The sequence below is a fragment of the Afipia sp. GW821-FHT04G03 genome (assembly GCF_059419985.1).
In genome coordinates this window covers 81,174-105,868 of record NZ_JBWKSV010000004.1, presented here as the reverse complement: position 1 = coordinate 105,868, position 24,695 = coordinate 81,174, and the positions used below count along the sequence as shown (strand labels likewise).

At 57.4% G+C, this 24,695-nt stretch carries 19 protein-coding genes; 13 read left to right on the top strand and 6 right to left on the bottom strand.

Annotated elements, in window-relative coordinates:
* Nucleotides 1-142: 142 nt before the first annotated feature.
* From AC07UB_RS18615 to AC07UB_RS18605, 3 genes are all read right to left on the bottom strand, one after another.
* Nucleotides 143-937 (bottom strand): hypothetical protein, encoded by a 795-nt coding sequence (locus AC07UB_RS18615; protein WP_062316907.1) that lies wholly within the window; start codon nt 935-937, stop codon nt 143-145.
* 140 nt (nt 938-1,077) lie between these two features.
* Nucleotides 1,078-2,712: a GMC family oxidoreductase gene (locus AC07UB_RS18610; protein WP_062316905.1), complete on the bottom strand. Its 1,635-nt coding sequence runs from the start codon at nt 2,710-2,712 to the stop codon at nt 1,078-1,080.
* Nucleotides 2,713-3,172: 460 nt separating this feature from the next.
* The gene (locus AC07UB_RS18605; protein ID WP_062316902.1) at nt 3,173-4,441 is read right to left on the bottom strand and encodes a CaiB/BaiF CoA transferase family protein; all 1,269 of its coding nucleotides are present in this window, start codon (nt 4,439-4,441) and stop codon (nt 3,173-3,175) included.
* Between the two features lie 328 nt (nt 4,442-4,769).
* On the opposite strand from AC07UB_RS18605, the gene AC07UB_RS18600 reads away from it, so the two are divergent.
* From AC07UB_RS18600 to AC07UB_RS18585, 4 genes are read left to right on the top strand one after another with little or no spacing between them, the layout of a single operon-like run.
* Nucleotides 4,770-5,930 carry an ABC transporter ATP-binding protein gene (locus tag AC07UB_RS18600; protein ID WP_062316900.1) on the top strand — a complete coding sequence of 387 codons (1,161 nt, stop codon included), beginning with the start codon at nt 4,770-4,772 and terminating at the stop codon, nt 5,928-5,930.
* Nucleotides 5,890-7,251, top strand: a complete 1,362-nt coding sequence (locus AC07UB_RS18595) for an ABC transporter substrate-binding protein (RefSeq protein ID WP_062316898.1) — start codon at nt 5,890-5,892, stop codon at nt 7,249-7,251. The genes AC07UB_RS18600 and AC07UB_RS18595 overlap by 41 nt, the downstream gene beginning before the upstream one ends.
* Nucleotides 7,252-7,278: 27 nt before the next feature.
* Nucleotides 7,279-8,151: a carbohydrate ABC transporter permease gene (locus tag AC07UB_RS18590; RefSeq protein WP_062316896.1), complete on the top strand. Its 873-nt coding sequence runs from the start codon at nt 7,279-7,281 to the stop codon at nt 8,149-8,151.
* Nucleotides 8,148-9,134, top strand: a complete 987-nt coding sequence (locus AC07UB_RS18585) for a carbohydrate ABC transporter permease (RefSeq protein WP_062316894.1) — start codon at nt 8,148-8,150, stop codon at nt 9,132-9,134. The genes AC07UB_RS18590 and AC07UB_RS18585 overlap by 4 nt, the downstream gene beginning before the upstream one ends.
* Before the next feature lie 97 nt (nt 9,135-9,231).
* Here AC07UB_RS18585 and AC07UB_RS18580 read toward each other — a convergent pair whose 3' ends face one another.
* Complete coding sequence (locus AC07UB_RS18580; RefSeq protein WP_062316892.1) at nt 9,232-9,963, bottom strand: FadR/GntR family transcriptional regulator; 732 nt, start codon at nt 9,961-9,963, stop codon at nt 9,232-9,234.
* 373 nt (nt 9,964-10,336) lie between these two features.
* Here AC07UB_RS18580 and gor point away from each other — a divergent pair, with 373 nt between their 5' ends.
* From gor to AC07UB_RS18535, 9 genes are all read left to right on the top strand, one after another.
* Nucleotides 10,337-11,722 (top strand): glutathione-disulfide reductase, encoded by a 1,386-nt coding sequence (gene gor / locus AC07UB_RS18575; RefSeq protein WP_062316964.1) that lies wholly within the window; start codon nt 10,337-10,339, stop codon nt 11,720-11,722.
* Nucleotides 11,723-11,855: 133 nt separating this feature from the next.
* Nucleotides 11,856-13,484 (top strand): class I adenylate-forming enzyme family protein, encoded by a 1,629-nt coding sequence (locus tag AC07UB_RS18570; protein ID WP_318256755.1) that lies wholly within the window; start codon nt 11,856-11,858, stop codon nt 13,482-13,484.
* Between the two features lie 45 nt (nt 13,485-13,529).
* Nucleotides 13,530-14,978, top strand: coding sequence for an NAD-dependent succinate-semialdehyde dehydrogenase (locus tag AC07UB_RS18565; protein WP_062316960.1), 1,449 nt, complete (start codon nt 13,530-13,532; stop codon nt 14,976-14,978).
* Between the two features lie 331 nt (nt 14,979-15,309).
* A complete protein-coding gene (locus AC07UB_RS18560; RefSeq protein ID WP_062316890.1) occupies nt 15,310-16,947 on the top strand; it encodes an FAD-binding oxidoreductase in 1,638 nt (545 codons plus the stop codon).
* Between the two features lie 44 nt (nt 16,948-16,991).
* Nucleotides 16,992-17,675, top strand: a complete 684-nt coding sequence (locus AC07UB_RS18555) for a glutathione S-transferase N-terminal domain-containing protein (RefSeq protein WP_082757990.1) — start codon at nt 16,992-16,994, stop codon at nt 17,673-17,675.
* 118 nt (nt 17,676-17,793) lie between these two features.
* The gene (locus AC07UB_RS18550) at nt 17,794-19,218 is read left to right on the top strand and encodes an FAD-linked oxidase C-terminal domain-containing protein (protein ID WP_062316956.1); all 1,425 of its coding nucleotides are present in this window, start codon (nt 17,794-17,796) and stop codon (nt 19,216-19,218) included.
* 18 nt (nt 19,219-19,236) lie between these two features.
* Nucleotides 19,237-20,424: an FAD-binding protein gene (locus tag AC07UB_RS18545; protein ID WP_062316888.1), complete on the top strand. Its 1,188-nt coding sequence runs from the start codon at nt 19,237-19,239 to the stop codon at nt 20,422-20,424.
* An 18-nt stretch (nt 20,425-20,442) separates the two neighbouring features.
* Nucleotides 20,443-21,768: a glycolate oxidase subunit GlcF gene (gene glcF / locus AC07UB_RS18540; RefSeq protein WP_062316886.1), complete on the top strand. Its 1,326-nt coding sequence runs from the start codon at nt 20,443-20,445 to the stop codon at nt 21,766-21,768.
* 363 nt (nt 21,769-22,131) lie between these two features.
* Entirely contained in the window at nt 22,132-22,467 is a 336-nt protein-coding gene (locus AC07UB_RS18535) for a class I adenylate-forming enzyme family protein (RefSeq protein ID WP_082757991.1), read from the top strand.
* A 213-nt stretch (nt 22,468-22,680) separates the two neighbouring features.
* On the opposite strand, the gene AC07UB_RS18530 is transcribed toward AC07UB_RS18535, so the two are convergent.
* Both AC07UB_RS18530 and AC07UB_RS18525 read right to left on the bottom strand, forming a co-directional pair.
* Complete coding sequence (locus tag AC07UB_RS18530) at nt 22,681-23,205, bottom strand: flavin reductase family protein (protein WP_062316882.1); 525 nt, start codon at nt 23,203-23,205, stop codon at nt 22,681-22,683.
* 4 nt (nt 23,206-23,209) lie between these two features.
* Nucleotides 23,210-24,688 carry a 4-hydroxyphenylacetate 3-hydroxylase family protein gene (locus AC07UB_RS18525; RefSeq protein ID WP_062316880.1) on the bottom strand — a complete coding sequence of 493 codons (1,479 nt, stop codon included), beginning with the start codon at nt 24,686-24,688 and terminating at the stop codon, nt 23,210-23,212.
* Nucleotides 24,689-24,695: the final 7 nt, after the last annotated feature.

Here is a 24,695-nt window from a genome sequence, read left to right as displayed (position 1 = left end):
CGTATGCAGAAGCTGTGGCCGCTGCGCTTATCTGCGCGACGGCATCGCGCCACACACCCGAATTTCATGATGAAAAGTGGCTAGCCAGTTCGGCTAACCACGATAATGCGTTAGAAAAGCTGAATGCCGAAGCGACCGCACCCTATGCAGCCTGAGCGCGAGGCTGATAGATCGCGGTGTGCTGGCAATGGGCGATAGGAGTGCGGCCATTGGCGACGATAAGAGCGTCCAGTTCTACAAACAAATGGCTCTTCTTCTCGTAGTTGCCCGTGACGCGTGCGCGAGCGGTGAGTTCATCGGTGTCGGCAACGGCTGACAACAGTTGCATGCGGCTGCCGATATGAATCCATGGCCCGAGAAGAGCATTTTCCATGAGGACTCGGTTCATGATCCGCTGCAGCACGCCTGGATGGACGAGGCCTTCGCGCGCATAGATTGGATCGGCCTCGCGCACCTCGGCGCGATATTCGGCACCTGCCTCGCCTTGCCAGGAGCGCGGGGCAGTGCCGAGCCATTTTCCGAGCCGATAAGATTCAGCGTCGATGGGCGTCCGTGTCACAACCGGTGCGGTGTCGGGATAATCGGCGAGCGAGAATGCCGGCGCAGTGTCTGCAAGCGAGGCCCGTCCCGTGGCTTTTGGCTCGCCGCGCTCGACGGTCAGTGCCAGCCCATCGCTGCACTCCTCGGCCTGAACCAGTACGGCCTCGCCGTCATAGACCGGCTTGACGAACCGCGCTTCGATCAATCCTCGCTCGAGGAACGTCCGGCCCCATTTCGCGACCGGAACGTGGATCATGTAGGCGAGAACATCGACTCCCGGCACCAGTCCGCCTCTGAAGCCGTATTTCAGGGCTACGGAATCATCATGCATCTTGTTTTCGGACAGTTTGGCGGTGTTGTAAGCTTCCACACGATACGGTTCCAGTCGTTCAGTCATGGTTCAACCTTATGATTGCGGAGACGATGGTATTGCAACGCGTGGATTACCGCAGCCTGAAGTGATATATCCGACGCATCACGGGGGCACTAGTCCATCGATGAAATGGGTCACTCAGCGGTTTCGAGATGCTCGGAGCGTCAAGCCGACTGCTTTTTCGGGGCGGCACCTGACTGTCTGGTCTCGTTGCTGCCTGCAATCAGCTCTGCGGCCTTTTCCGCCATGGCCATGATCGGCAGATTGGTATTTCCGCTGATGACGGTAGGCATGATCGAGCCATCGATGACTCTGAGGTTGTCAATCCCCCTGACCCGCAACTGACCGTCGACAACCGCGTTGCTGTCTTCGCCCATGCGGCAGGTGCCGACCGGATGATAGATCGTTTCGGCGCGCGCCCGTATCCATTCTTTGCGCGAGTTCACACTGGTAAATGCATCGACATCGATTTTTCGTTTCACGAATTTACGCAGACCCGGTTGATCGATAATTTCGCAAAGCTGCCTGACACCCTCCTGCATGCTGACGAAATCGGACTCGTCAGAGAGAAAGCGCGGATCAATAGCGGGAGTGTCGGATGGGTCTGCCGATCGCAATCGCAGCGTGCCACGGCTCTTGGGCCGAAGCTGGCAAACGCGAATCGCGAAACCATGATCGATACGTTCGTTGGGCGGCGGATTTCGGAGCGCAACGATGAGATGGGCTTGCCATTCCGGCAACGACGAATTTTTGTCAGGTCCCCAGAAGGCGCCGGCTTCGACACCTTGAGACGTTGCGGGGCCCGTGCCCCGAAGAATGTATTGCGCCCCCGCCAAGCCGCCCTTGATCAGGCCGAGATACGGCGTCAGCGTAACCGGCTGAGACGCTTCCAGGCGAATTGCGCAGTCCAGATGGTCTTGCAGATTACTTCCAACGCCGGAATCGAGGACCGGCTTGATGCCGAGCGATTGCAGGTGATCTGCCGGTCCGATGCCCGACAGCATCAGCAGTTGCGGTGAGCCGATGGCTCCGGATGTCAGCAATACCTCGCGCTCTGCCGAGATGGTTATCTCGCGTCCACCCTTCTCTATGACCACGCCGCGCGCTCGCGTTCCCTCCATCGCGATCCGGCGAACTCTGCAGTTAGCCATGAGGGTGAGATTGCTTCGTCCCTTCGCGCGATCGAGATATTTGAAGGCTCCGGATCGCTTTCCTTCGGCGATGGTGAGTTCGTAAAAGCCCGCGCCGATCTGGGATGGGCCGTTGAAGCCATTGTTCTCCGGCAAGCCGGCCGACACTGCGCTTTCAATGAACGCCTTTGAAATGGGATGTTGCAGGGTGCCGTAGGACAGCCGAATAGGACCGGAATATCCTCTGTCCTGATCGCGCTCCCGTGTCACCAGGGTAGCATCCTCGATTTTCCTGAGGTAGGGGCGCAGGTTTTCGTAGCTCCATGATGGCAGGCCCTGGGCCGCCCATGAGTCGTAGTCCCAGGCGTTGCCGCGAATCGCAATCATTGAGTTGATGGAGGACGATCCACCCACAACCCGGCCGCGCGGAATGTAAATCTTTCGGTTGTTGAGATGAGCCTGGGGTTCGGTCCAGAATTGCCAATTGTATTTCGGACTTGTGTAGAGGACGCGAATGCCGGCTGGCATATGAACGAAGATGGACGCGGACGGAGCACCGGCCTCAATCAGCAGGACATTGACGTTCGGGTCTTCGCTCAGTCGCGAAGCCAGCACGCATCCCGCCGATCCCGCGCCAACGATGATGTAGTCATATCCAGATAATTTCATTTCGAATCCCCCTGGGAACGCCCGCGGCTGGGTAACGTGGCTGGTGTGCTTGAAGAGCTCGCCGGATGCTTTTCCGATACGAGTGACGAATTTTTGCCGTTGTTTTTTGATCGTCTTGGAGTACCATTTTGGTATGTCCAATTATAGTGGCCGGGGTTCGGGCGTCAACAGAGAGGTGTTTCGATGATCACTCGGGTGTTGACAGCTTCGCTTATCGCGTCGGCTATTGTCGTTCTTCTATGGGCGCCGAAGAGGATCGAGCATTGGGACAAGACCATGTCTCCCCAAGACAGAACGGCATTTCAAAAGGCGGTCTGGGCCCTCGGTCATTAGGTAGGTCGCATTCGTCCGAGTTTGTCCGAGCTTCGCTTGCCAGAGAAATAGCGCCGCCGATTTCGAGGCAGATGCAATAAGCGCGACCGCAGTGATGCGTCGGGGGTGCTGCGAGTAGCGCGCCCGCTTATTCGAGCCGGCCTGGTGAGGAGCGCTTAGGATGCGTGCCGGTATCGACGATTCTGCTCTCGTTCAGGCGCTGAATCTGTGCCTGATCAAGTTTGAGTACAGTCTTGAGGACATGTTCGGTGTCCTCGCCCCGCAACGGCGGGCTCTTCGAATATTCGATTTTCGTTTTAGAAAACTTGATCGGGTTGCCGACGAGAGGCGCGATGGCGCCGGAAGGATGAGGCAGATTGATCTGCAGTTCCCGATGGATCACCTGCGGATGAGCAAACACCTGGTCCAGGCGATTGATCGGCGCGCAAGGAACTCCGACTGGCTCAAATGCTGATATCCAGTGATGTGTCGTCTGTGTTGCCAGATGGACGTCCAGAAGTGGGATCAGCTGGTCGCGATTGTGAAGCCGATCGGTGTTGGTGAGGAAGCGGGTGTCGGTGGCTAGTTCCGTCAATCCCGCCGTTACACAGAATTTTCTGAATTGCTGATCGTTTCCTACAGCCAGCACAAACGAGCCATCCTTTGTCTTGAACACCTGATAAGGCACGATATTCGGATGTGCATTACCGGAGCGTTTAGGTGGAGTCCCAGTCGTGAGATAATTCATGTTCTGGTTGGCAAGTACCGAAACCTGAACATCGAGCAGAGCCATGTCGATGTGTTGACCCTCGCCGGTGCGCTCGCGGTGCAGCAACGCTGAAATTACACCCGTGGCGCTGTACATCCCGGTGAGAATATCGACGATGGGAACGCCGACTTTCTGTGGGCCTCCGCCCGGCATATCGTCGCTTTCACCCGTAATGCTCATCAGGCCGCCGATTGCCTGGATCGCCATGTCGTATCCCGCGACATCTTTCATTGGACCGGTTTGGCCATAGCCGGTGATAGAGCAGTAAATGATATCGGATTTAAGTTTTCGCAGCGACTCATAGTCCAGCCCGTACCGGGTCATGTCGCCGACCTTGTAGTTCTCGATCACGATGTCGGCACTTTGCGCCAGTGAGCGCACGATTGCGCTGCCTTCCTCGGTCGCGATGTCGACGCAGATCGAATACTTGCCGCGGTTAGCACTGAGAAAATAGGCGCTTTCTGTTGTGTCGTTGGAGTCACTGTCCTTCAGGAATGGCGGTCCCCATTGCCGTGTGTCGTCGCCGGTGCCGGGACGTTCGATTTTCCAGACTTCGGCACCGAGATCCGAAAGAAGCTGGCCTAACCACGGTCCTGCGAGAATTCTTGAGAGATCGAGTACTCGGTAGCCCACCAGAGGTCCAGCCATGTCGCTTCCTTGTCAGTTTATGTGACGCGATCTATTTCCGACAAACTCCGCGCCTTCCATTTAAACCATAATTGGATCGTCCAAATTGGTCAAACCAATATCGGCTGTAACAAGATTGGCAACGGGTTCCGGGTCCTCCAGGTTTCGGCGCAAGCGTCCGCTCAATGGTCGAGGTTCCGATGGGTACGGACCGCTGATTGCTTGACAGTTGACAAGCGGAGACGTATGGAAGACCAAAATGGTCTATCCAATTTGGAAGACAGCTGTGCAGTCAGAATTCTGCGCATGGTGATAAAAACTAGAGGCAACGCGAAGCGAGGTTTGCTGTATGGCGCGAGTCACTCTCCAGAATGTATCGAAATCCTTTGGCGGAGACCGAGGGCCATGGGCGGTGCAGGATTTTTCGTTGGATATTGCCGACGGAGAGCTGGTCGTTTTTGTCGGGCCGTCCGGCTGCGGGAAATCGACCACCTTGCGCATGCTTGCCGGCCTCGATGATGTGACATCTGGCAAGATCATGATCGGCGGGCGGGACGTGACCGCGCTTCCGCCGAAAGATCGCAATATTGCGATGGTATTCCAAAACTACGCGCTCTATCCGCAAAAGACCGTCTACGACAACATGGCGTTTGGTCTTCGCGTGCGCGGAGAACCGAAAGACGAGATCGATCGTCGTGTGCGCAGCGCGGCGTCGAGCCTCGGTCTTGATCCCTTGCTCGAGCGAAAACCGCGCCAGCTCTCGGGTGGCCAGATGCAGCGGGTTGCGCTTGGCCGCGCGCTCGTCCGAGACCCGGACGTCTTTCTGCTCGATGAACCCCTTTCCAATCTGGACGCCAAGCTGCGCGTGAAGACCCGCGAAGAAATCGCGACGCTGCATGCCCGGCTGGGAGCCACGATGATCTTCGTGACTCACGACCAAGTCGAAGCCATGACGCTCGGTGACCGGATTGTCATCATGCGCGATGGCTGGATCCAGCAAGCCGGGCGGCCGCTGGATCTCTACGACCGGCCGGAGAATGTCTTTGTGGCGGCCTTCATCGGTTCGCCCGAGATGAACCTGGTTGAGGGTGAATTGCTCCGCGACGGTGGCGGTCTGAAGGTTCGTTCCGGCGAGCTACAACTCGGATTGCAGAACGGCGAGTTTATCGAGACCGAGAAGAGCGTCACCGTTGGCATCAGACCAGAGCATATCGTTCGTGCCGAGACGGCATCGGACATCGAGATGATCGTCAGCTTGGTAGAGCAAATCGGTGCACAGACATATGTGCTGGGAACGATCTTCGGTCAGAAATTCCGCGCGGTATTTGCGCGCGACGACGTGCTCGCGGCCGGCGACAAAATCCCCGTCGTTCTGCCTGCGGAGCGGTTGCATTTGTTCTCGCGCGAAAACGGGAAGGCTTTGAGGCAATCAAAATCAATAAATGAAATTAACAAAGGGAGGGAAGATCATGACCAGGCGCAATTCAAACCAATGGAAGTCCAAGGGTAAGTCTTTCGGTTTTAGCCGGCGAGACTTTCTTAAAACATCCGCGGGAGCAGTCATTGGCGCGACGAGCTCTCTGGCGGCTCCGTACGTGAACGCCCAAGCCGGAGTGACCCTCCGATTCCTGAACAATGAGACCGCGGCCGATAGCCAGACCGTGCTGCGAAACGCGTGCAACGAGTATGAGAGCAAGTTCGGTGTCAAGATCATCGTCGATTCGACGCCGATCAGCGGCGCCTACGCGAAGACCATGGCAGCGATCAATTCGGGTACTCCGTATGATCTCGCCACCCAAGGCTATATCGCCCATATTCTTCAGTATGCCCGCGGTGGTCATCTTCTTCCGGTGACCGATCTTGTGAAGCAGCATTCCTGGGGGCAGATGGGCGCCTGGAAGTATCAGGGAGAAAACTGGTTCTATCCCTACGACTACAATCTGGTGACCTGTTACTATCGAAAGGATCTCTACGCCGAGAAGGGCCTCAAGATCCCTAATACATGGGCGGAATATCTCGAAAACTGCCGGGCGTTGACCGTTTCAAAGGATGGCAACATCGAGCGTGGCGGTTGCGTGATGCCGCTGGCGAGCGACAGTGCGACCAATTGGGCGAGCTTCGGCAACCTGTTCGCGGAGGCCCCGCAGTTCTACGACGACAAGTGGAACGTTGTTCTTGATGCTCCCGAGAATGCGGATCGGGCCGGGCGCTTCCTCGATCTTTACGGTGAACTCTACAAGACCATGCCACCGGGATTGAACACGGTCGGTTATGCCGAACTGATGAGCCTCTTCGTCACCGGAAAGGTCGCGCATACCCTTTACTCCGGTCGTGTGGTCGAGGCGCTTGAAGCACGAAATCCGGATCTTGCGGACAAGTATGGAATCTTTGCCGCACCAGATAGCACCGGCAAGCAAAAGGCGCTGCCATTTGCCTTCGACGGGTTCGTGGCATTCAAGACTAAACAAAGCGAGGAGACGCTCAAGTTCCTCAAATGGTTTATCGATGAGCATTACATCGACTGGCTGCATTCGGCCTGGATGAACTTCCAGCCGGTGCGCCTGGACATCTACGAGGATCCGCGCTGGAAGAAACACCCGATGATTCAGAAGCATTGGGCAACGATGATGCAGATGAAGTCGTTCATCGATCCGGACAGCAAGGTCAAGCTCTCGTCGGTCGACCTGATCGGTCCGTCGATCGATCTGCGGCCGTGCAAGGTATTCGATACGAATGTCATGCCCGAGATGCTGCAGAACAAGGTGCTCAAGAACATGTCGTCGGCCGATTGCGTGAAGACGGCGGCCAATCGCATCCGGAAACTCGGCTGAAATCGTTGACGAAAAGGTAGGTGCCTCATGAGGCAGGATTGGCGAATCATCGGCTTGTTCGTCGGGGGCGTTCTGATAGTCGGCGCGATCGTTGGCGGACCACTCCTGTACTCCATCAAGCTCTCGTTCTACGCGGCGGAGTCCTTTATTGCTCCGCCGCGGTGGGTTGGATTTGGAAATTATCTCTCTGTCCTGGAGGACAGTAATTTTTGGGACGCACTGTTAAACGGGATAACGATCTCAATTTCCGCAATCGTGTTGCAGGTTACGCTCGGCGTGGGCATTGCACTCGTTCTGAACCGTCAATTCGTGGGGCAAACAATCGTTCGAGCGCTGTCCATCGTTCCATACTTTCTTCCGACAGTCGTTGCGTGCCTCATCGCACAATGGATGCTCGATCCCAATTACGGATTGATCAAAAGTATCCTGGCGTCGTTCGGATCTAGCATGTTCGATTGGGGCGCCAACTCGGCAACTGCGAAGGGAACGATTGTTCTTGTCAGCGTATGGATATGGACTCCTTTTGTGGTGACCTGCGTGCTGGCCGGCCTTCAAACAATTCCGGTCCAGCTTTACGAAGCAGCTCGGGTCGACGGTGCCGGTGCCTGGAAGCAGTTCTGGCACATCACTCTGCCGGGTCTCAGATCTGTATTGATCGTGGTCATTCTGCTGAGAGGCATCTGGATGTTCAACAAGTTTGACGTGATCTGGCTGCTGACCAAGGGAGGCCCGCTGAATCAGACCGAGACGCTCCCGACCCTTGCCTATCGAAGAGCGTTTCTGGAATTCGATCTTGGAGGCGGGGCGGCGGTTGCGACAATCTCGTTTGCGCTTCTGGCGACCATTATCCTGATCTATCTGCGGTTCTTCCCGATCGACGAAGCAAAGCAAGGCCGATGACAGTGACACAACAAAATTCGCACCTCTCCGTCGTTGCTGCTGTTGCGGATCCGCGGCAGGAGCGGCTCCTTCGCAACACATCCCGGTTCGATCGCTTGCCGCAGAACGCGCCAACGCCGGCATCGGAACAAAAGTTGTTCGGGTTAGCGAGCAAGCCGATCAAGCAGATTGCCGGACGTGTCGGTCTCTATGCTGCTGTCGTTGTGATCTGCATCTATTCGTTTTTTCCGATTTACTGGATGATCATATCCAGCCTTCGGCCCCCGCAGCGGCTGTTTCTGGACACGTCGTTGGCGTTTTGGCCGCCAGATCTCTCTTCATATAAGTCGCTGCTGGAGCTGACGAACTACACGGCCAATTTCTTCAACAGCGCGCTGATGGCGATGGCAACGATCATCGTTGCCACAACGCTTTCGGCGTTCATTGCCTACGGCGCGACGCGGCTGCGGTTCCGCGGCAAGACGACACTGGTTGCCTCGATGTTGTTTGCTTATATGTTCCCGCCGTTGATGCTGGTTATCCCGATGTCAGCCTTGTTTCGCATGGTCGGGCTTTCCGACAGCCTGTGGGGTCTGCTGATTGCTCACCTCGCAATCTCGCTCCCGTTGGGCGTCTGGCTTTTGTGGGGCTTCTTCAAGTCGATGCCATTTGATCTGGAAGAAGCGGCAATGGTCGACGGGTGCTCGCAATTCGGCGCGTTCATTAAGGTGGTGTTGCCGCTTTCCGCACCCGGCCTAATTACGGTCGGTATCTTCTCGTTCCTGCTGTCCTGGGCCGACTATGTGTTCGCTCTCATCCTGATTATGAGTGATCAGAACAAGACGCTGCCTGTAGCATTGGCATCAATGCTGGGAGCGCAGGACCTGCGTTGGGGCGAAATTCTTGCCGGCGCATCCCTTATAGCGCTGCCGCTGTTTGTCATCTTTACGTTCTGCTACCGGTACTTCGTCGCAGGACTTACGGCAGGCGCCCTCAAAGGGTAGGGACGTTCCAGATCCCGTCCGGGCAAGAGATCAGTTCTGTGCGCCACCGTGCCGGAATCGACTTGAACGATTGCTCGGATGGATCTTTGACGAAAGTCTATCGTCTTGCAGGTATCTTTGGCTCTCCCAACAGCGTCTGCCAGGTTTCGATGGTCTGGGACAGGTGTTCGTTCATTTTCTGCTCTGCCTGGCCGACGCGCCGCCCTTCAATGGCGTCGAGGATTTCGCAGTGATGTTCATAGGAACGGCGACCGCGGCTGTGATCGGCGAAATAGACGCGGCGGCGCTGTCTGGATAGCTCATAGAATGATTTTACCACGCGCAACAGGATATCATTCTTGGTGGCAGCGAAGATGGCCAGATGAAATGCCTCATCTTCCCGCTCGATCGTCTGCTTCTTGGCAAGGCGCTTCTCGGTGTCGCTCAAAATTGCGCGAAGATCGCGGATGTTGTCAGGTGTTCGGCGTGTGCAGGCCAACCGGGCGGCCTGCACTTCGAGCATGCGTCGCACTTCGAAGACATCGGCAATTTCGTTGGCCTGGAACGGAAGACCGGATTCGGCGTGAAGAACGAGAGCTTCGATGCTGCTTTCGTCCGAGTTCCGCAGATATATGCCCGAGTTGGGCCGCCTCTCGATGACGCGCATGGCTTCGAGAGCAGCCAGCGCCTCGCGGACGGCGCCCCGACTTGTGTCGAACTTCTCCGCGAAGTCGCGCTCAGACGGCAGACGTTCCGAGGGTTGGTAGCGGCGCTCACGGATGAACGAAAGGATTTTTCCGATGGCGTTCGAGGGAGGCTCAGGCTTTTCGGTTCGATTTCGTTCGGTCATTTGTGTCTACTCTTTCCAGCCTGCGTTCCCGGGGGGAGCTTGTCTGCTAAGCCGTTGCGCGCCCGGGCACATGCCAATAGCCACGAATCTGAGTGATGTTCACTCTATTTCGACAGGCGATGATATTACAGGTGCTTTCCGCACCGGTGCGAGTCCCGCCGCCAGATAACGTCTCGCCCTAAATCGGACGTCGCACGGCCGCTCGCTTGATTCCGGTGTGCCGAACATATAAGACTGGTATACCGAATTGGTAAGACCGAAAAGGGCGGCGTTGGGATAACAATCATCCTGCGTATAGTTCTTTCGTATCAGGTTGATGATGATTCTGCAGCATTTGGAAATGTCGGGACAGAGCGGCAAAGCGCAAGGTGTCGTGGCTGATTACGACGTCGACCTGTTTGTGATCGGCGGTGGCTCGGGCGGCGTTCGCGCCGCGCGGATTGCAGCCAATTACGGCGCCAGGGTCATGCTTGCCGAAGAGTACCGCATGGGCGGCACTTGCGTGATCCGCGGCTGCGTGCCCAAGAAGCTGTTCGTTTATGCTTCGCATGTCCACGAGGAGATCAAGGACGCGGCGGGGTTCGGATGGAACATCCCGTCAGCGACGTTCGACTGGGCGACGCTGGTCGCCAACAAGGACAAGGAAATCGCCCGGCTGGAGGCCGCCTACACCGGCAATGCCGAGAAGGCCGGCGCGCGGGTGGTCAAGGCGCGCGCGGTGTTCGAGGACGCGCACACGCTGCGCTTGTCGACCGGCGAAACGGTACGGCCGAAATACATCCTGATCGCCACCGGCAGTACGCCGAGCCACGGCGCGGCAATTCCCGGCATCGAGCATGTCATTTCGTCGGATGAGATTTTCCACCTGCCGGCATTCCCAAAGCGCATCGTAATCCAGGGCGGTGGCTACATCGCACTGGAGTGCGCCTGCATTTTCGCAGGTCTCGGCGCTGACGTGACCTTGGTCTATCGCGGCGATAATATCCTGCGGGGGTTCGACAAGGATGTCCGCGCGCATGTCCGTAGTGAGGTCGAGAAGGCGGGTATTACAGTTCTCACGGGCACCACAGTGAGCAAGGTCGAGAAGCAACGGGAGGGCTTCGCCGCGCACCTGTCTGGGAGATCGACGATTGCTGCTGACCAAGTGCTGTTTGCCATCGGCCGTCATCCCAACGTCAAGGGTCTTGGGCTTGAAAAGGCAGGCGTGGCGCTCAATCCGGCCAACGGCGGCATTGCCGTCGATGCCTTCTCGCAAACCAATGTGCCGCACATTTATGCGGTGGGCGACGTCACCCACCGCATCAATCTGACGCCAGTTGCGATACGCGAAGGGCATGCTTTCGCCGACACTGTGTTTGGCAAGCGGCCAGTGCGTGTCGATCATGCCGAGATCTCGACCGCGGTGTTCTCACAGCCGCAGGTTGGAACGGTCGGGCTGACCGAAGCCGAGGCAAGGGCGCAGTTCACCCACGTGGATATTTACAAGACCGATTTCAGGCCGATCAAGGCAACGCTGTCGGGCAGCCAAAGCCGCGTTCTAATGAAACTGATCGTCGATGGAACATCTGACCGTGTTCTCGGCTGCCACATCGTCGGTCCGGAGGCTGCTGAGATCGTTCAGGCTGTCGCTATCGCGGTCAAGATGAAAGCGACCAAAGCCGACTTCGACGCCACCATGGCGCTGCATCCTACCTCGGCAGAGGAACTCGTGACCATGCGCACGCCGACCCAGCGTTACGTCCGCGAGGCGGCAGAATAACTGCCAGGAATCCATCCCCGTCGGACGCGCCCGGCGACGGGCGAGGTTGATCTTGGCCGGCCAAATACGTCTTGACAGCACACGACTGAACAGACCAAATTGGTCTTACCAATATGAGGTTGCTGGCTCTTGAGTGGCGGTTGCATCCGGGGTGCCGATTTATCCCAGCGACGCGGATGGAGCGCTGATTTTAGCAGCGACCAGGAAACAGGCTGATAAAATGGATTTGGTATCAAACTTGCCGGCCCGCATTCACGGGATACTTGATGAGGGGGCAAAGGGGGATGCTTCCCGGATCGCGTTTACCGACGAGCATGGTGTCGATTGGTCCTATCGTCGCCTGATCGATACAGTCGAGCTTGCCGCCATCGACATGAGCCGGCTCGGTATTCGGCCGGGCGATCGCGTCATGATCGTATGTGAAAACTCAATCGCAGCGATCGTATTACTATATGCATCGAGCCGGCTTGACGCCTGGGCGGTCATCACAAATGCACGACTGAGCCAGCATGAACTGGATTTGATCGAACGCGACTGCCGCCCGCGGCGTGTGTTCTATACGCATGCCGTTTCACCCGACGCAGATGCTCATGCGTGTCGCCGAGATGCAGACATTGAGCGGTTCACCGGAATAGGTGAGGTGAAGGTCGGAAAGCTTGATGCGGATAGTGTTGCGGAGCGGGTTCACCTGGATCCTTCCCGGCAGGTCGCCGTTGTCATCTATACGACGGGAACCACCGGACGCCCAAAGGGAGTGATGCTTAGCCATCGCAGTCTCGCGTTTGTCGCATGCCGGGGGAAAAGGACCGACACGATTCGTTCGGACGACGTCTCGCTGTGCGTGATGCCGATTTCCCATTCGTATGGGCTTACACTCATGCAAGGCATGTTGTTCGCAGGCGCGCATCTGAAAATCATGCCAAGATTCTCGCTCACGCAAGCTATCGAAGCCGTCGTGAACAAGACTCTTACGATATTTACGGCCGTGCCGGCGTTGCTGTCGCGTATCGTCGCTCACGTCGACCAGGCGGGTCTTCAGCTCACACCGAACAGGCTCCGATATGTTTACACCGGCACCGCTCCGCTGGACCTTTCGTTGCGTCAAAACGTCGAGCGTGTGTTTGGGGTCGTTCTTCACAACGGTTATGGTCTCACCGAAACCTCGCCGACGATCAGTCGCACCCAGTACGCAATGGGCAGCGACGAAGTCAACATTGGTCCCCCCATCCCCGGAGTTCAGATCAAGATTGTCGGAGCGAACGGTGATGAGGTTGAGGACGGCCTGCCGGGCGAGCTTCTTGTACGTGGACCAAACGTCATGCTTGGCTATTATGGTCAGCCGGAGCTTACTGCAGGGGTTATCGATGAGCAGGGCTATTTGAAGACCGGCGATATTGTCAGCCGCAATGCGAGTGGCGCATTGATCGTACAGGGCCGATCAAAGGAATTGATCATTCGCTCGGGGTTCAATGTGTATCCGCCCGAGATCGAAGCGGTTCTCAATACGCATCCGAACGTCCTCAACTCTGCAGTCGTCGGGCGATCGGTCGAGGGCAACGAGGAAATCATCGCATTTGTGGAGCCCGTTCCTGGAGTCTCCGTCGAGACCAGTGACCTGTTCACGTTCATCGAAGGACAGCTGGCCCGATACAAGAAGCCTCAGCAGATCATCGTGATGCAGCAGCTGCCGGTCGCGCCAAACGGCAAGATCAGAAAGCATGATTTGAAGCAGTACGCCGAAGCATCGGCGCTTTCTGTCTAGTCATTCCAGATCGTTCAATCCCATCGAAGGCCAATGGACATCGCCATGAAGCAGGAACAGACCTACCCGGACGTCAAGATGTTCATCGACGGGGCTTGGTGCGACGGGTCGCAAGGCCGATCCGGGGCAGTGCTAAATCCAGCGACCGGGCTTGCGATCGGGAGTGTTCCGCATGCGTCTGTCGACGATCTCGATCGAGCGCTCGATTCCGCGTGGCGCGGCTTCAATGCGTGGCGCAAGACATCGGCGTTCGACCGCTACAAGCTCATGCGGGCGGCTGCCGAGAAGTTGCGCGAGCGGGCCGGCGAAATCGCTCGCATTCTCACGCTCGAGCAGGGGAAACCCCTGGCGGAAGCGAACCTGGAGGTGTTGCTCGGCGCGGACATCGTCGACTGGTTTGCCGAAGAGGCTCGCCGATCCTACGGCCGCGCTATTCCTTCGCGTTCCGGAGCGGTGCAGCAAATCGTGATCAAGGAGCCGGTCGGGCCGGTGGCAGCGTTCACGCCGTGGAATTTTCCGATCAATCAGGCTGTCCGCAAGATCTCGGCTGCAATCGCTGCCGGCTGTTCCGTAATTCTCAAGGGACCCGAAGAAACGCCGGCTAGTTGCGCCGCCCTGGTTCAGGCCTACGCCGATGCCGGCCTGCCATCGGGCGTGCTCAATCTGGTCTTCGGCGTTCCTGCGGAGGTGTCTTCGTATCTGATTGCTCATTCGCTCATTCGCAAGATTTCGTTCACGGGCTCGACCCAGGTCGGCAAGCAACTCGCCGCTCTGGCGGGAAGCCATATGAAGCGGGTGACGATGGAACTGGGAGGGCATGCGCCGGCACTGGTGTTCGGCGATGCGGACGTGAAGGAGTCGGCGAGGCTGCTGTCCGCGGCGAAGTTCAGGAACGCCGGTCAGGTTTGCGTCTCGCCTACGCGTTTCATCGTGCACAAGAGCGTCTACGAGGAATTTGTCGACCACTTCACATCGGCTGCAAAGGATCTGGTTGTCGGCAACGGTCTTGACGCCGCGAGCCAGATGGGTCCGCTGGCCAATCATCGCCGTATTGAGGCGATGGAGGCTCTGATCGCCGACGCCACATCGCGCGGCGGCCGCATCAGAGCCGGTGGCAAGCGAATAGGAAACGAGGGATTCTTCTTCGAGCCGACCGTACTCACGGATGTCCCGCTGAACGCGCGCATCATGAACGAGGAGCCGTTTGGTCCCGTTGCTCCGATCAGCGCCTTCTCCGATCTCGATGAGGCCATAGCGGAGGCAAATCGTCTTCCATTTGGCCTCGCCGCCTATGCCTACACGAAGTCGGCGGCCGTCATTGGTGCCATCAGCACGGGGGTCGAAAGCGGAATGATGTCGATAAACCATCATGGTCTTGCGCTGCCTGAAACCCCGTTTGGAGGCATCAAGGATTCCGGTTACGGCTCCGAGGGTGGAACAGAGGCCATGGAGGCCTACTTGAACACCAAGTTCGTCACCCAAATGAACGGCTAAGCCACGTAGGCAATCGGCCGGCTTTGCGATTTTTCGCGCAAAATCGAATTCCGAAGATCCCTTGCGGGGCTCGCTGAGGCGGGCTCGCTTGGCTACGTCCGCGTCAGCGGATGGAGCCCGGACGTTGCAATGAGGGCCTGCAGGCCATGAAGAAATTCTCGATCAACGCCTGAAGATGCGCTTGACAAAGAGCATGGTCGGGAGCTTATTGGTCGTACCAATTTGGAAGGGCCAGTGTATTACCGAAGATTTTTCTCCCGACTGTCGGGACAGATGAATCAGTCGGGCTGGCTTTCCGGTTCAACACGAGCGAGGAGCAAGGAGCGAGGCAATGAATGCACCCATGAATATGCCAAAAGGGCAGCGAAGGAAGTTCTGGAGCTGGGGTTACGAAGGCCAGGACATCCCTGAGTCAGAAGTGAAGTCGATGCACGAGCGCGTCGCGAAGCGCCTCGGCATGAGCGATTTCACAGTTCTCCCGGATCCGACCCTCGACGAGATCGAGATCCGTGCCCCGCGCATTAAGCCGCCGGCATCGCTTGCAAGCTTCTGCACGACGGAAAAATGGGATCGCGTTGCTCACACCTACGGCAAGAGCTTCCGCGACCTGGCCATGATCTACAAGCGCAAGTATCCAAATCCGCCAGATGTCGTGGCCTATCCTCGCGACGAAAAGGACATTGCCGCGGTTCTCGACTGGTGCGGTGAAAATGGCTACGCGGCCGTGCCTTTCGGCGGCGGATCGAGCGTTACGGGCGGCATCAATCCGCCGGATGATAGCAGTTACAAGGGCGTGGTCACGATCGACCTCGAGAATCTCAATCGCGTTCTGGAAGTCGATCCGACTTCGCGCGCGGCCCGAATCCAGGGCGGCACGTTCGGTCCTTCGCTCGAGGAGCAGTTGAAGCCGCATGGTTTCACGCTGCGCCACATTCCGCAGTCCTGGGAATTCTCGACCCTCGGCGGATGGATCGCGACGCGTTCGTCCGGTCACTATGCGACGCATCTGACCCATATCGACGACATGGTGGAAAGCCTGCGCGTCGTCACGCCGACCGGCACGATCACAAACCGCCGACTGCCGGCGTCTGGCGCCGGTCCCAGCCCCGATCGCGCCTTCATCGGCTCGGAAGGTACGCTTGGCATCATCACCGAAGCGTGGATGCGTCTGCAGGGCCGGGTGAAGTTCCGCGCCAACGCCTCGGTTTCATTCAAGACCTTCTACGAGGGTGCGAAGGCCGTTCGGCAGATCACCCAGGCCGGTCTTTATCCCGCAAACTGCCGCTACCTCGATGAGAAGGACGCCTTCTTCTATGGGGCCGGCGACGGCACGGAATCGATGCTGCTGATCGGTTATGAGTCGGCTGATCATCCGGTCGATGCATGGCTGGATCGCTCTCTGGAAATCTGCCGGGATTACGGCGGTACGGTGAAGCAGAAGGCGGGCACGGGCACCGATGCTCTCGAAACCAGCCGCTCGGGCGCGCAGGGCAGCTGGCGTAACCAGTTCCGCTATCTGCCTTATCTCATGCACGTTCGTGCGGCGATGGGTATCGTCAGCTTTACCTTCGAAACGGCCTATACGTGGGACAAGTTCGAAGCGCTCGACACCGAAGTCATGCGGCGGGTAGCTGAGGCGGAGAAGAAGATTTGCGGTGGTGGCATTGTCTGCCGTCGGTTCTCGTTCCTTTATCCGGATGGGCCGGCGCCGTACTACTCCATCATGGCTCCGTCTTCTCACGAAAAGAACATCGAGCATTACGCAGCGTTGAACAAGGTTGCTTCCGACGCCCTTCTGGAACTCGGCGCCACCATCACGCACCATCATGCTGTCGGACGCAGTTTCCGTCCTTGGTATGACAAGGAAATCGATCCGGGCTTCATCCGAATGATGCAGGCCAACAAGCGCGAGCTTGATCCGAACTGGGTGCTCAACCCGGGCATTCTCTTCGACAAGCCTAAGGCCTAATCGCACAACACTATCCATTCGGCTGTTTCACGGGAAGTTCGTCTATGATCGACCTCTACTTTTGGACCACGCCGAATGGATACAAAATCACGATAATGCTGGCCGAGCTCGGCCTGCATTATCGGGTTCTGCCGATTGACATCACCAAGGGTGATCAATTCGGCGCGGAGTTTCTCAAGATCAGCCCGAACAACAAGATACCGGCGATCGTCGATCACGACGGCCCGGGCGGGAAGCCGTTGCCGGTTTTCGAGTCGGGAGCCATTCTTCTGTACCTTGCTGAAAAGACCGGCAAGCTGCTGCCATCCGACCCGCGGGCACGGATGGAGGTCATTCAATGGCTGATGTTTCAGATGGGCGGCGCCGGCCCTATGCTCGGCCAGGCTCATCATTTTCGGCGCTACGCACCAGAGCAGATTCCTTATGCCGTGGAGCGTTACACGAAAGAGGCCGCCAGACTGTATGGCGTGATCGATCGCCGCCTGGCAGACCGCGAATATCTCGCCGGTGAGTACTCGATCGCAGATATTGCGACCTTTCCATGGATTCGTCCCTACCGATGGCAGGGGCAGGAGCTCGAGACGTATCCCAATCTCAAGCGCTGGTTCGACGCGATCAAGGTTCGTCCGGCGGTGCAGGAGGGGCTGGCTGTTATGTCCGACACCAAAAAGTGGGAAGCAAAACCCGGCACGGAATCCTGGAAGAACATGTTCGGCGCGAAGGTTTGAAGCCGAGAAGACAGTCTCACAGCGATCGTTTCCACGGTAACTGCTCTCAGGGTCGGCTCACAAAATTGAAGCGCACGTCGGAAGTGTTTCGATCTAGGAGGTGCGCTTGAGCGCGACCATGTTTTCCGAACCAGACAAGGATATTCTCGATCGTCGCGGTGCAATCGTGGAGCACCTGGCAAGCTTGGTTTCGCCCGAAGGCCTTATCACGGATAGAGATGAGTGCAGGGCATACGAGACCGACGCGCTCGCCGCCTATCGCAAGATGCCGCTGGCCGTTGTGTTGCCGACATCGACGGATGAAGTAAGTGCGGTTCTCAAGTTTTGCCATGATAATGGCGTGAAGGTCGTGCCGCGCGGCGCGGGCACCTCACTTGCGGGAGGTGCAATTCCGACCGAGGATGCTGTTGTTCTTGGACTTTCAAGAATGAGCCGCGTGCTTGAGATCAACTACGATGATCGTTTCATTCGGGTCGAAGCGGGCGTCACCAACTTGAGCATAACTTCTGCAGTGTCGGACAGAGGCTTCTTTTACGCGCCGGACCCGTCATCTCAACTCGCGTGTACCATCGGCGGCAATATCGCCAATAATTCGGGCGGTGCGCATTGCCTGAAATACGGCGTTACGACAAACAATATTCTCGGCGTCAGAATGGTTCTGATCGACGGAACGATCATCGACTTGGGTGGAGATAGCCTCGATAGCGGTGGCCTTGATCTACTGGGTGTTGTGGTCGGATCTGAAGGCCAGCTCGGGATCGTGACCGAGGCTACCGTCCGGATATTGAGATCGGCGGAAGCCGCGCGTCCCGTTCTGTTTGGCTTCTCCTCATCCGATGGAGCAGGCAACACCGTTGCAGAGATTATCGCGGCGGGAATCATTCCAGTCGCGATCGAGTACATGGACAAGGCCGCGATTGAGATATGCGAGGCCTTTTCCAAGGCGGGTTATCCTCTCGATGCGGAAGCTCTTCTGATCATTGAGGTGGAAGGCTCGCAGGCGGAAATGGACGCGATGCTGGATCGGATTATCTCCATTGCGCGAGCCAATGGCGTTGAGACGGTTCGGGAGAGCAAATCCGCGATTGAAACAGCGGCGATCTGGAAGGGGCGGAAGTCGGCATTTGGCGCGACTGGGCGCGTTGCGGACTACTTGTGCATGGACGGAACGGTGCCGACGGGCAAGCTGTCCTACGTTCTGGCGCAGATCACCGAGATCGTGAAGCACTATGGATTGCGTGTGGCTAACGTCTTCCATGCCGGCGACGGAAATATGCATCCTCTCATCCTTTATAACGCGAACGATCCGGCGGAGCAGTTGAAAGCGGAGGCCGCGGGCAACGACATTCTTAAGCTGTGCGTTGAAGTCGGTGGCTGTCTTACCGGCGAACACGGTGTTGGCATCGAGAAGCGCGACCTGATGCCGTACCAGTTCAATGAGATCGATCTTGCCCAGCAGATCCGTTTGCGTGCAGCGTTCGATTCAAAATGGCTACTCAACACGGACAAGGTTTTCCCCGTTGACTGCCGAAATCAAACGTAACGCTGGACGAATTTGGCGATGTCTGGAGATCTGAAACCGCGCGACGAAAAGAACCTGTCTGAATCGATCAGAATGGCAGCGGCGGCAAAAATGCCGTTGATTGTCAGTGGCGCTGGCAGCAAGTCAGGTATTGGTCGGCCGAATGGATATGCGATGTCTGTTACGACACAACGTATGCAGGGAATATCGCTCTATGAGCCAACGGAGTTGGTGATCGGGGCTCTTCCCGGAACACCACTGTCCGAGATCAATCAGACGCTTGCAACACAGAATCAAATGCTGCCGTTCGAGCCGATGGACTATCGGCCGATTCTCGGCGGGCGCCATGAGCCGACAATCGGCGGAATTGCAGCGGGAAATGTTACTGGCCCGCGACGTATCATGGCGGGAGCCTGCCGTGACAGTCTGATCGGCATCCGGCTGGTAAACGGCCGCGGCGATGTCGTGAAATCGGGCGGACGGGTCATGAAGAATGTCACGGGTCTCGACCTGGTCAAGCTCAATTGCGGAGCGTGGGGAACGCTCGGCGTGTTAAGCGAAGTCATTTTCAAGGTTCTGCCAAGACCGGAATATACGTCTTCTCTGGTGCTGCGCGGATTGAATGATGCGACGGCTATCGCTGCATTGACGACCGCTTTGGGATCGCCATTTTCCGTCTCCGCGGCGGCGCATCTGCCGAAGGGTGTGGTGTCGGAGCCCCTGACCATCATCCGTATCGAAGGATTCGCGCCTTCCGTTGCGTATGGTTGCGGCGAGATCGCCAAACTTTGGAGACCATACGGAAAGGCCGATCTTCTGGAAGGAGAGGTGAGCGCCGATATCTGGTCTGATGTGCGGGATGCGCGGTGGCTGGCTGATCCGGCCGAGAGCGCCATATGGCGGCTTTCGCTCGCCCCGTCGAAGGCACCCGGTATCATTGCTGATATCAAGCGGGTGCTTGATGTGCGTCATTTCTACGACTGGGGCGGCGGTTTGGTCTGGCTCGCTGTCGACGCGCCAGAAGACGCGGGGTCCAAGGTGATCCGGGATGTAATGCGAGGCCTCAGTGGCCACGCGACGCTTCTGCGTGCACCGCCGGAGGTTCGATGCAGGGTCGATATATTCGAGCCGCTTCCGCCCTCGGTTGCAGAACTGACCCGAAGGATCAAGTTTGCGTTTGATCCCGGCCGTATCCTCAACTTCGGAAAAATGTACTCTGGTATTTGAAGCGCAGATCGAAATCCCATGCAAACGAACTTCTCGCTGACAGCGCTTGTCGATCCGCACATGATCGAATCGGAGAAGATTCTTCGCGCCTGTGTTCATTGCGGGTTTTGTACTGCGACGTGCCCGACCTACTTGCTGCTGGGAGACGAACTCGACAGTCCGCGCGGGCGAATCTACCTCATCAAGGATATGCTCGAGAATGAGAAACCGGCGAGCGAGAAGGTCGTCAAGCATGTGGATCGCTGCCTGTCCTGTCTCTCCTGCATGACCACCTGTCCGTCCGGGGTGCACTACATGCATCTGGTGGACCATGCGCGGGCCCACATCACGAAGACCTACAAGCGCCCCTTGGTCGATCGTGTTCTGCGTGGCATGCTGGCGTCGGTGCTGCCGTATCCGAAACGGCTGAGACTGGCGCTGTTGTCGGCGGCTGCGGTCAGGCCGGTGAGGAAATGGATTGCCAGGCTTCCGGGCGGCGCGCATCTTGCCGCCATGATCGATCTTGCCCCGGCTCTGAAGCCGCGGAAGTCCACTCCTCAGGGATCGGTCGCGCAGGGCAAGCGAGGCAGAGTCGCAATATTGATGGGCTGCGCCCAGCAGGTCATTGATCCGAACATCAACGACGCCGCGATCCGGCTGCTGAATCGTCATGGGATTGAGGTGACGAGCCCCCGCGACGAGGGTTGCTGCGGAGCTCTCGTGCATCATATGGGTTACGAGGAATCGGCACTGGAGGCGGCCCGGCGCAACGTTGATGCCTGGACACGGGAGCTTGACGAGAGCGGGCTCGATGCCATCATCGTCACGGCGTCGGGTTGCGGAACGACCATCAAAGATTATGGATTCATGCTCCGCGAGGACAAGGCATACGCTCGCAAGGCTGTGCGCATTTCTGCGCTCGCGCAGGATATCACTGAGTATCTCCATAAACTTCAGCTTCAGGGACCCGTTCGGACCACAGGTCAGATTGTCGCGTATCATTCGGCGTGCTCAATGCAGCACGGTCAGCGCATCGTTGATCAGCCGAAATCCCTTCTGAAGCAGATGGGATTTGTCGTGAAGGACGTTCCTGAAAGCCACATCTGTTGCGGTTCGGCGGGGACTTATAATGTTATGCAGCCCGAAATCGCAGACCGGCTTCGGTCGCGAAAGGTGACCAACATCGAGAAAGTGAGGCCGCAGATTATCGCGAGCGGAAACCTGGGATGCATGACACAGATCGGCGCCGCGACGACTATTCCGATAGTTCACACCGTTGAATTGCTTGACTGGGCAACGGGCGGTCCCTTGCCCGATGCGATGTATTCAATGCTGCACAGCCAATCAGATCTAGGATCTTCCTGATTTCTGATGGAAGGAGGCAGGCAGGTCATTTAACGATAGGACAATTTGAAAAAGCCAGCTGGTCGTTGATCGGGTTTTCCGCGTAATGACGCCATTGAATGCGATGCCGTTCCAAACCAAACTGCAGCGGGCCGCATGGATCTTTCCCTGCATCGGTTCAAGCAGAGTTGGCAGTATACGGCGTGGCAACACGTGCCCGTTCGTGCTGCTTGGGCCTCTCTAATCTCTGTCGATGGGGCCTGAAGGGAGTGGACTCATACCAACGCACGTTCCGTGGGCGTGCTAGAGGGACTGCTCAGCACCGGCGACGTCGCTGTCCGTGATGCCGATGGCGACATCTTCATTGTCGATCGCCTCAAAGACATGTTCATCTCCAGAGGAGAGAATGTGTATCCGGCCGAGGTCGAGAACTTCCTTTACGATCTTCCAGATGTTGCCGAGGCTGCGGTGATTGGTGTGCCGGATACGCGCTGGGGCGAGGTCGGCCTTGCCGTCGTGGTGCCGCGATCTGGAAACAAAATCGATCCGGAGCGTCTCCGGGCAGCCTGCAGGGCGCAGCTTGCGGGTTATAAGGTCCCGCAGCATGTTCGTATTGTCGATTCCCTGCCCCGGACGCCTTCGGGAAAGATTGAGAAGCACAAGTTGCGCGATCAATTCGCCGCGGTGATGAAGGAACCTTGCGTTGACCGTCATCGCTGATGGAATCGAATTTCGTATAGCCTGATGTAGAGTTCGTGTAGAAATTCCCTAATTTCTTCGCCGGATTTCCCTAAGAGGATGCTGAGATCGAGCCCTGCCGAAAGCGACGGGCGATCGAACTGCTGCACTGCGCTTAGATTGGCGGGATTCTTGAGAGCAATCAGGCGCGCGATCCGAGGACGTCGCGAAAGGCGAGACCGGGCGCGGTTTATCCTAGCCAGTGATCTGCTTTGGCCTAGTGTCGGCCACGGATGCAAACATCCCGTGGCAAAATACCAGCGGAGCTCCAGTTTCGTGGTGAAAGTGTTCGACCTCTCCGAGAAAAATCACGTGATCTCCGCCGTCCACGCAGTTCATCACCTTGCACTCGAACCTAGCGATACACTTTTTTATGTATGGCGCGCCCCAGCGGTTCGTTGAAATCTCGACGCCGTCGAACTTGTCGATAGCAGGTCGCGCAAACTGCTGCGCCAGGCGGAGCTGGGTCTCGTCCAGCACGTTGACGACGAAATGCCCGGACTGAAGGATAGCGTCCTTGCTCGGCGCATCGCGCTGAAGGCTCCAAAGCACGAGCGGAGGATCGAGCGAGACGGATGCAAATGAGTTAATGGTCAACCCGACCGGTAACTGTCCCGAGGGTTGCGCAGTAATAACGGCGACGCCGGTCGGGAAGCAGCCGAGTGCCTTCCGAAAGGCTCTTGTGTCGAACGGGACGGGTGAGATGCTGTCCGCGGGCATTGCCTTACTCTGCTGCCGTGCGTGTGTGGGATTGTGGTCCGTAGCTCGCCATGAGCGTATCGACGGTGGCGTCGAAGCGATCCCACGGCGCGAGCCTCATGCTATGGGCACGCACGAGAAAAGGGGGACCGGCATAGAAGTTCTCGTATTGCACATGCCGCGCACCGAATTCGGATGCGAGCAGATCCCAGGCGAGTTTGTAGAGCTTCATACGGTCGAGCGCCGTTTCGCCGTCGGTTGCCCAATAGGTTTCGAAAATATCGTTGAGTTTTCCGCTTTCGATAATGGAAATGTCAGCCGGCATCTGAAAGATTGCTCCACCCATTAGCTCGCGGACGGTCGCACAGATCAGGCCGTAGTTATCCTGACACCAGCTCAAAGCTGCATACATGTAGCGCTGGTTCACGACAACGTAGCCATCGCCCAGGGGCTGATGATCGGAAACCTGTCCGTGCACGAGGCCGGCAATCGTGGCTTCCATCGCTGCAAGCTTGCCCAGCGTTTCCTGAACGGCGGGGATACCTCGTACGCTTGCGGATTTGGCAATTTTGTTCGCCAAGCCGACGATAAGCTGCAACTTCGACCAGAAGCGCACGTTCGACTGGTGATTGCCAAAATAGTGACCACCGGTCTCCATATAGATCGCGCGGCTCAGATCGACGTTGCCAATGGTGAAAACGCGTGACCATGGAACGCGCACGTGCTCGCACACCAGCATGCAATCACTTTCGTCGAACCGCGACGAGAGCGGATAATCAAACTCGTTGGGCGCGGCGCCTTCCATCGATCGGCGCGACCAGAGCGAAAGCCCAGCTGAATTGACGGGAATTGCGCAGGTGACCGCCTCTTTGATCCGATCGGGGGCAAGGGGTGTCAGATTTCCGATCCAGACCTCGTCGCAGAACGCGCCGCCCGTCGCGAGTGTTTTCATGCCGTGGAGGATAATGCCCTCATCATCCATAGCCTCGACATGCAAGGCCGGTGACTTGAAGAAATGCGCTTTGGCGTCTGTCGAATAGTTTCGAGCGCCTTGCGGTGGATGGGTCGCGTAACTGACGTAGAGATCGTTGCTGCGAATATACTGATAGTAGTCGAGCAGTCGGGTTCTAAAGCCATGCTCAGGTATGTCGAAGACCTCTGGTCGGCAGGTCATTCCGGTGATGAAGGAAGCGACATGATCCGGGGAACGCCCGAAAAGTCCGTAGCTCGCGTCGGCCCATAGCTTGTGACCTTTCATCCGGAACTGCAGATCCTCACCGTTGCGCGGCTGCAAATAGTAGAAACTATGCCTATCGCCGTCGGCTTCGAACGAGAGCGCGTTGGTATGCGCGGCATCGCGTTTGAGATCGAAGAGGTGGGCAAAACTCCTTGCGGAGTTGCGAAAACCGGGGTGCTCCGTGACATCGTCAACGAGCTTACTGCCGAGATAGATTTTACGGCCGTCCTGAAGCGAGCGAAGATAGTCCTTGCCGGATCGAAGCATGTGTCAC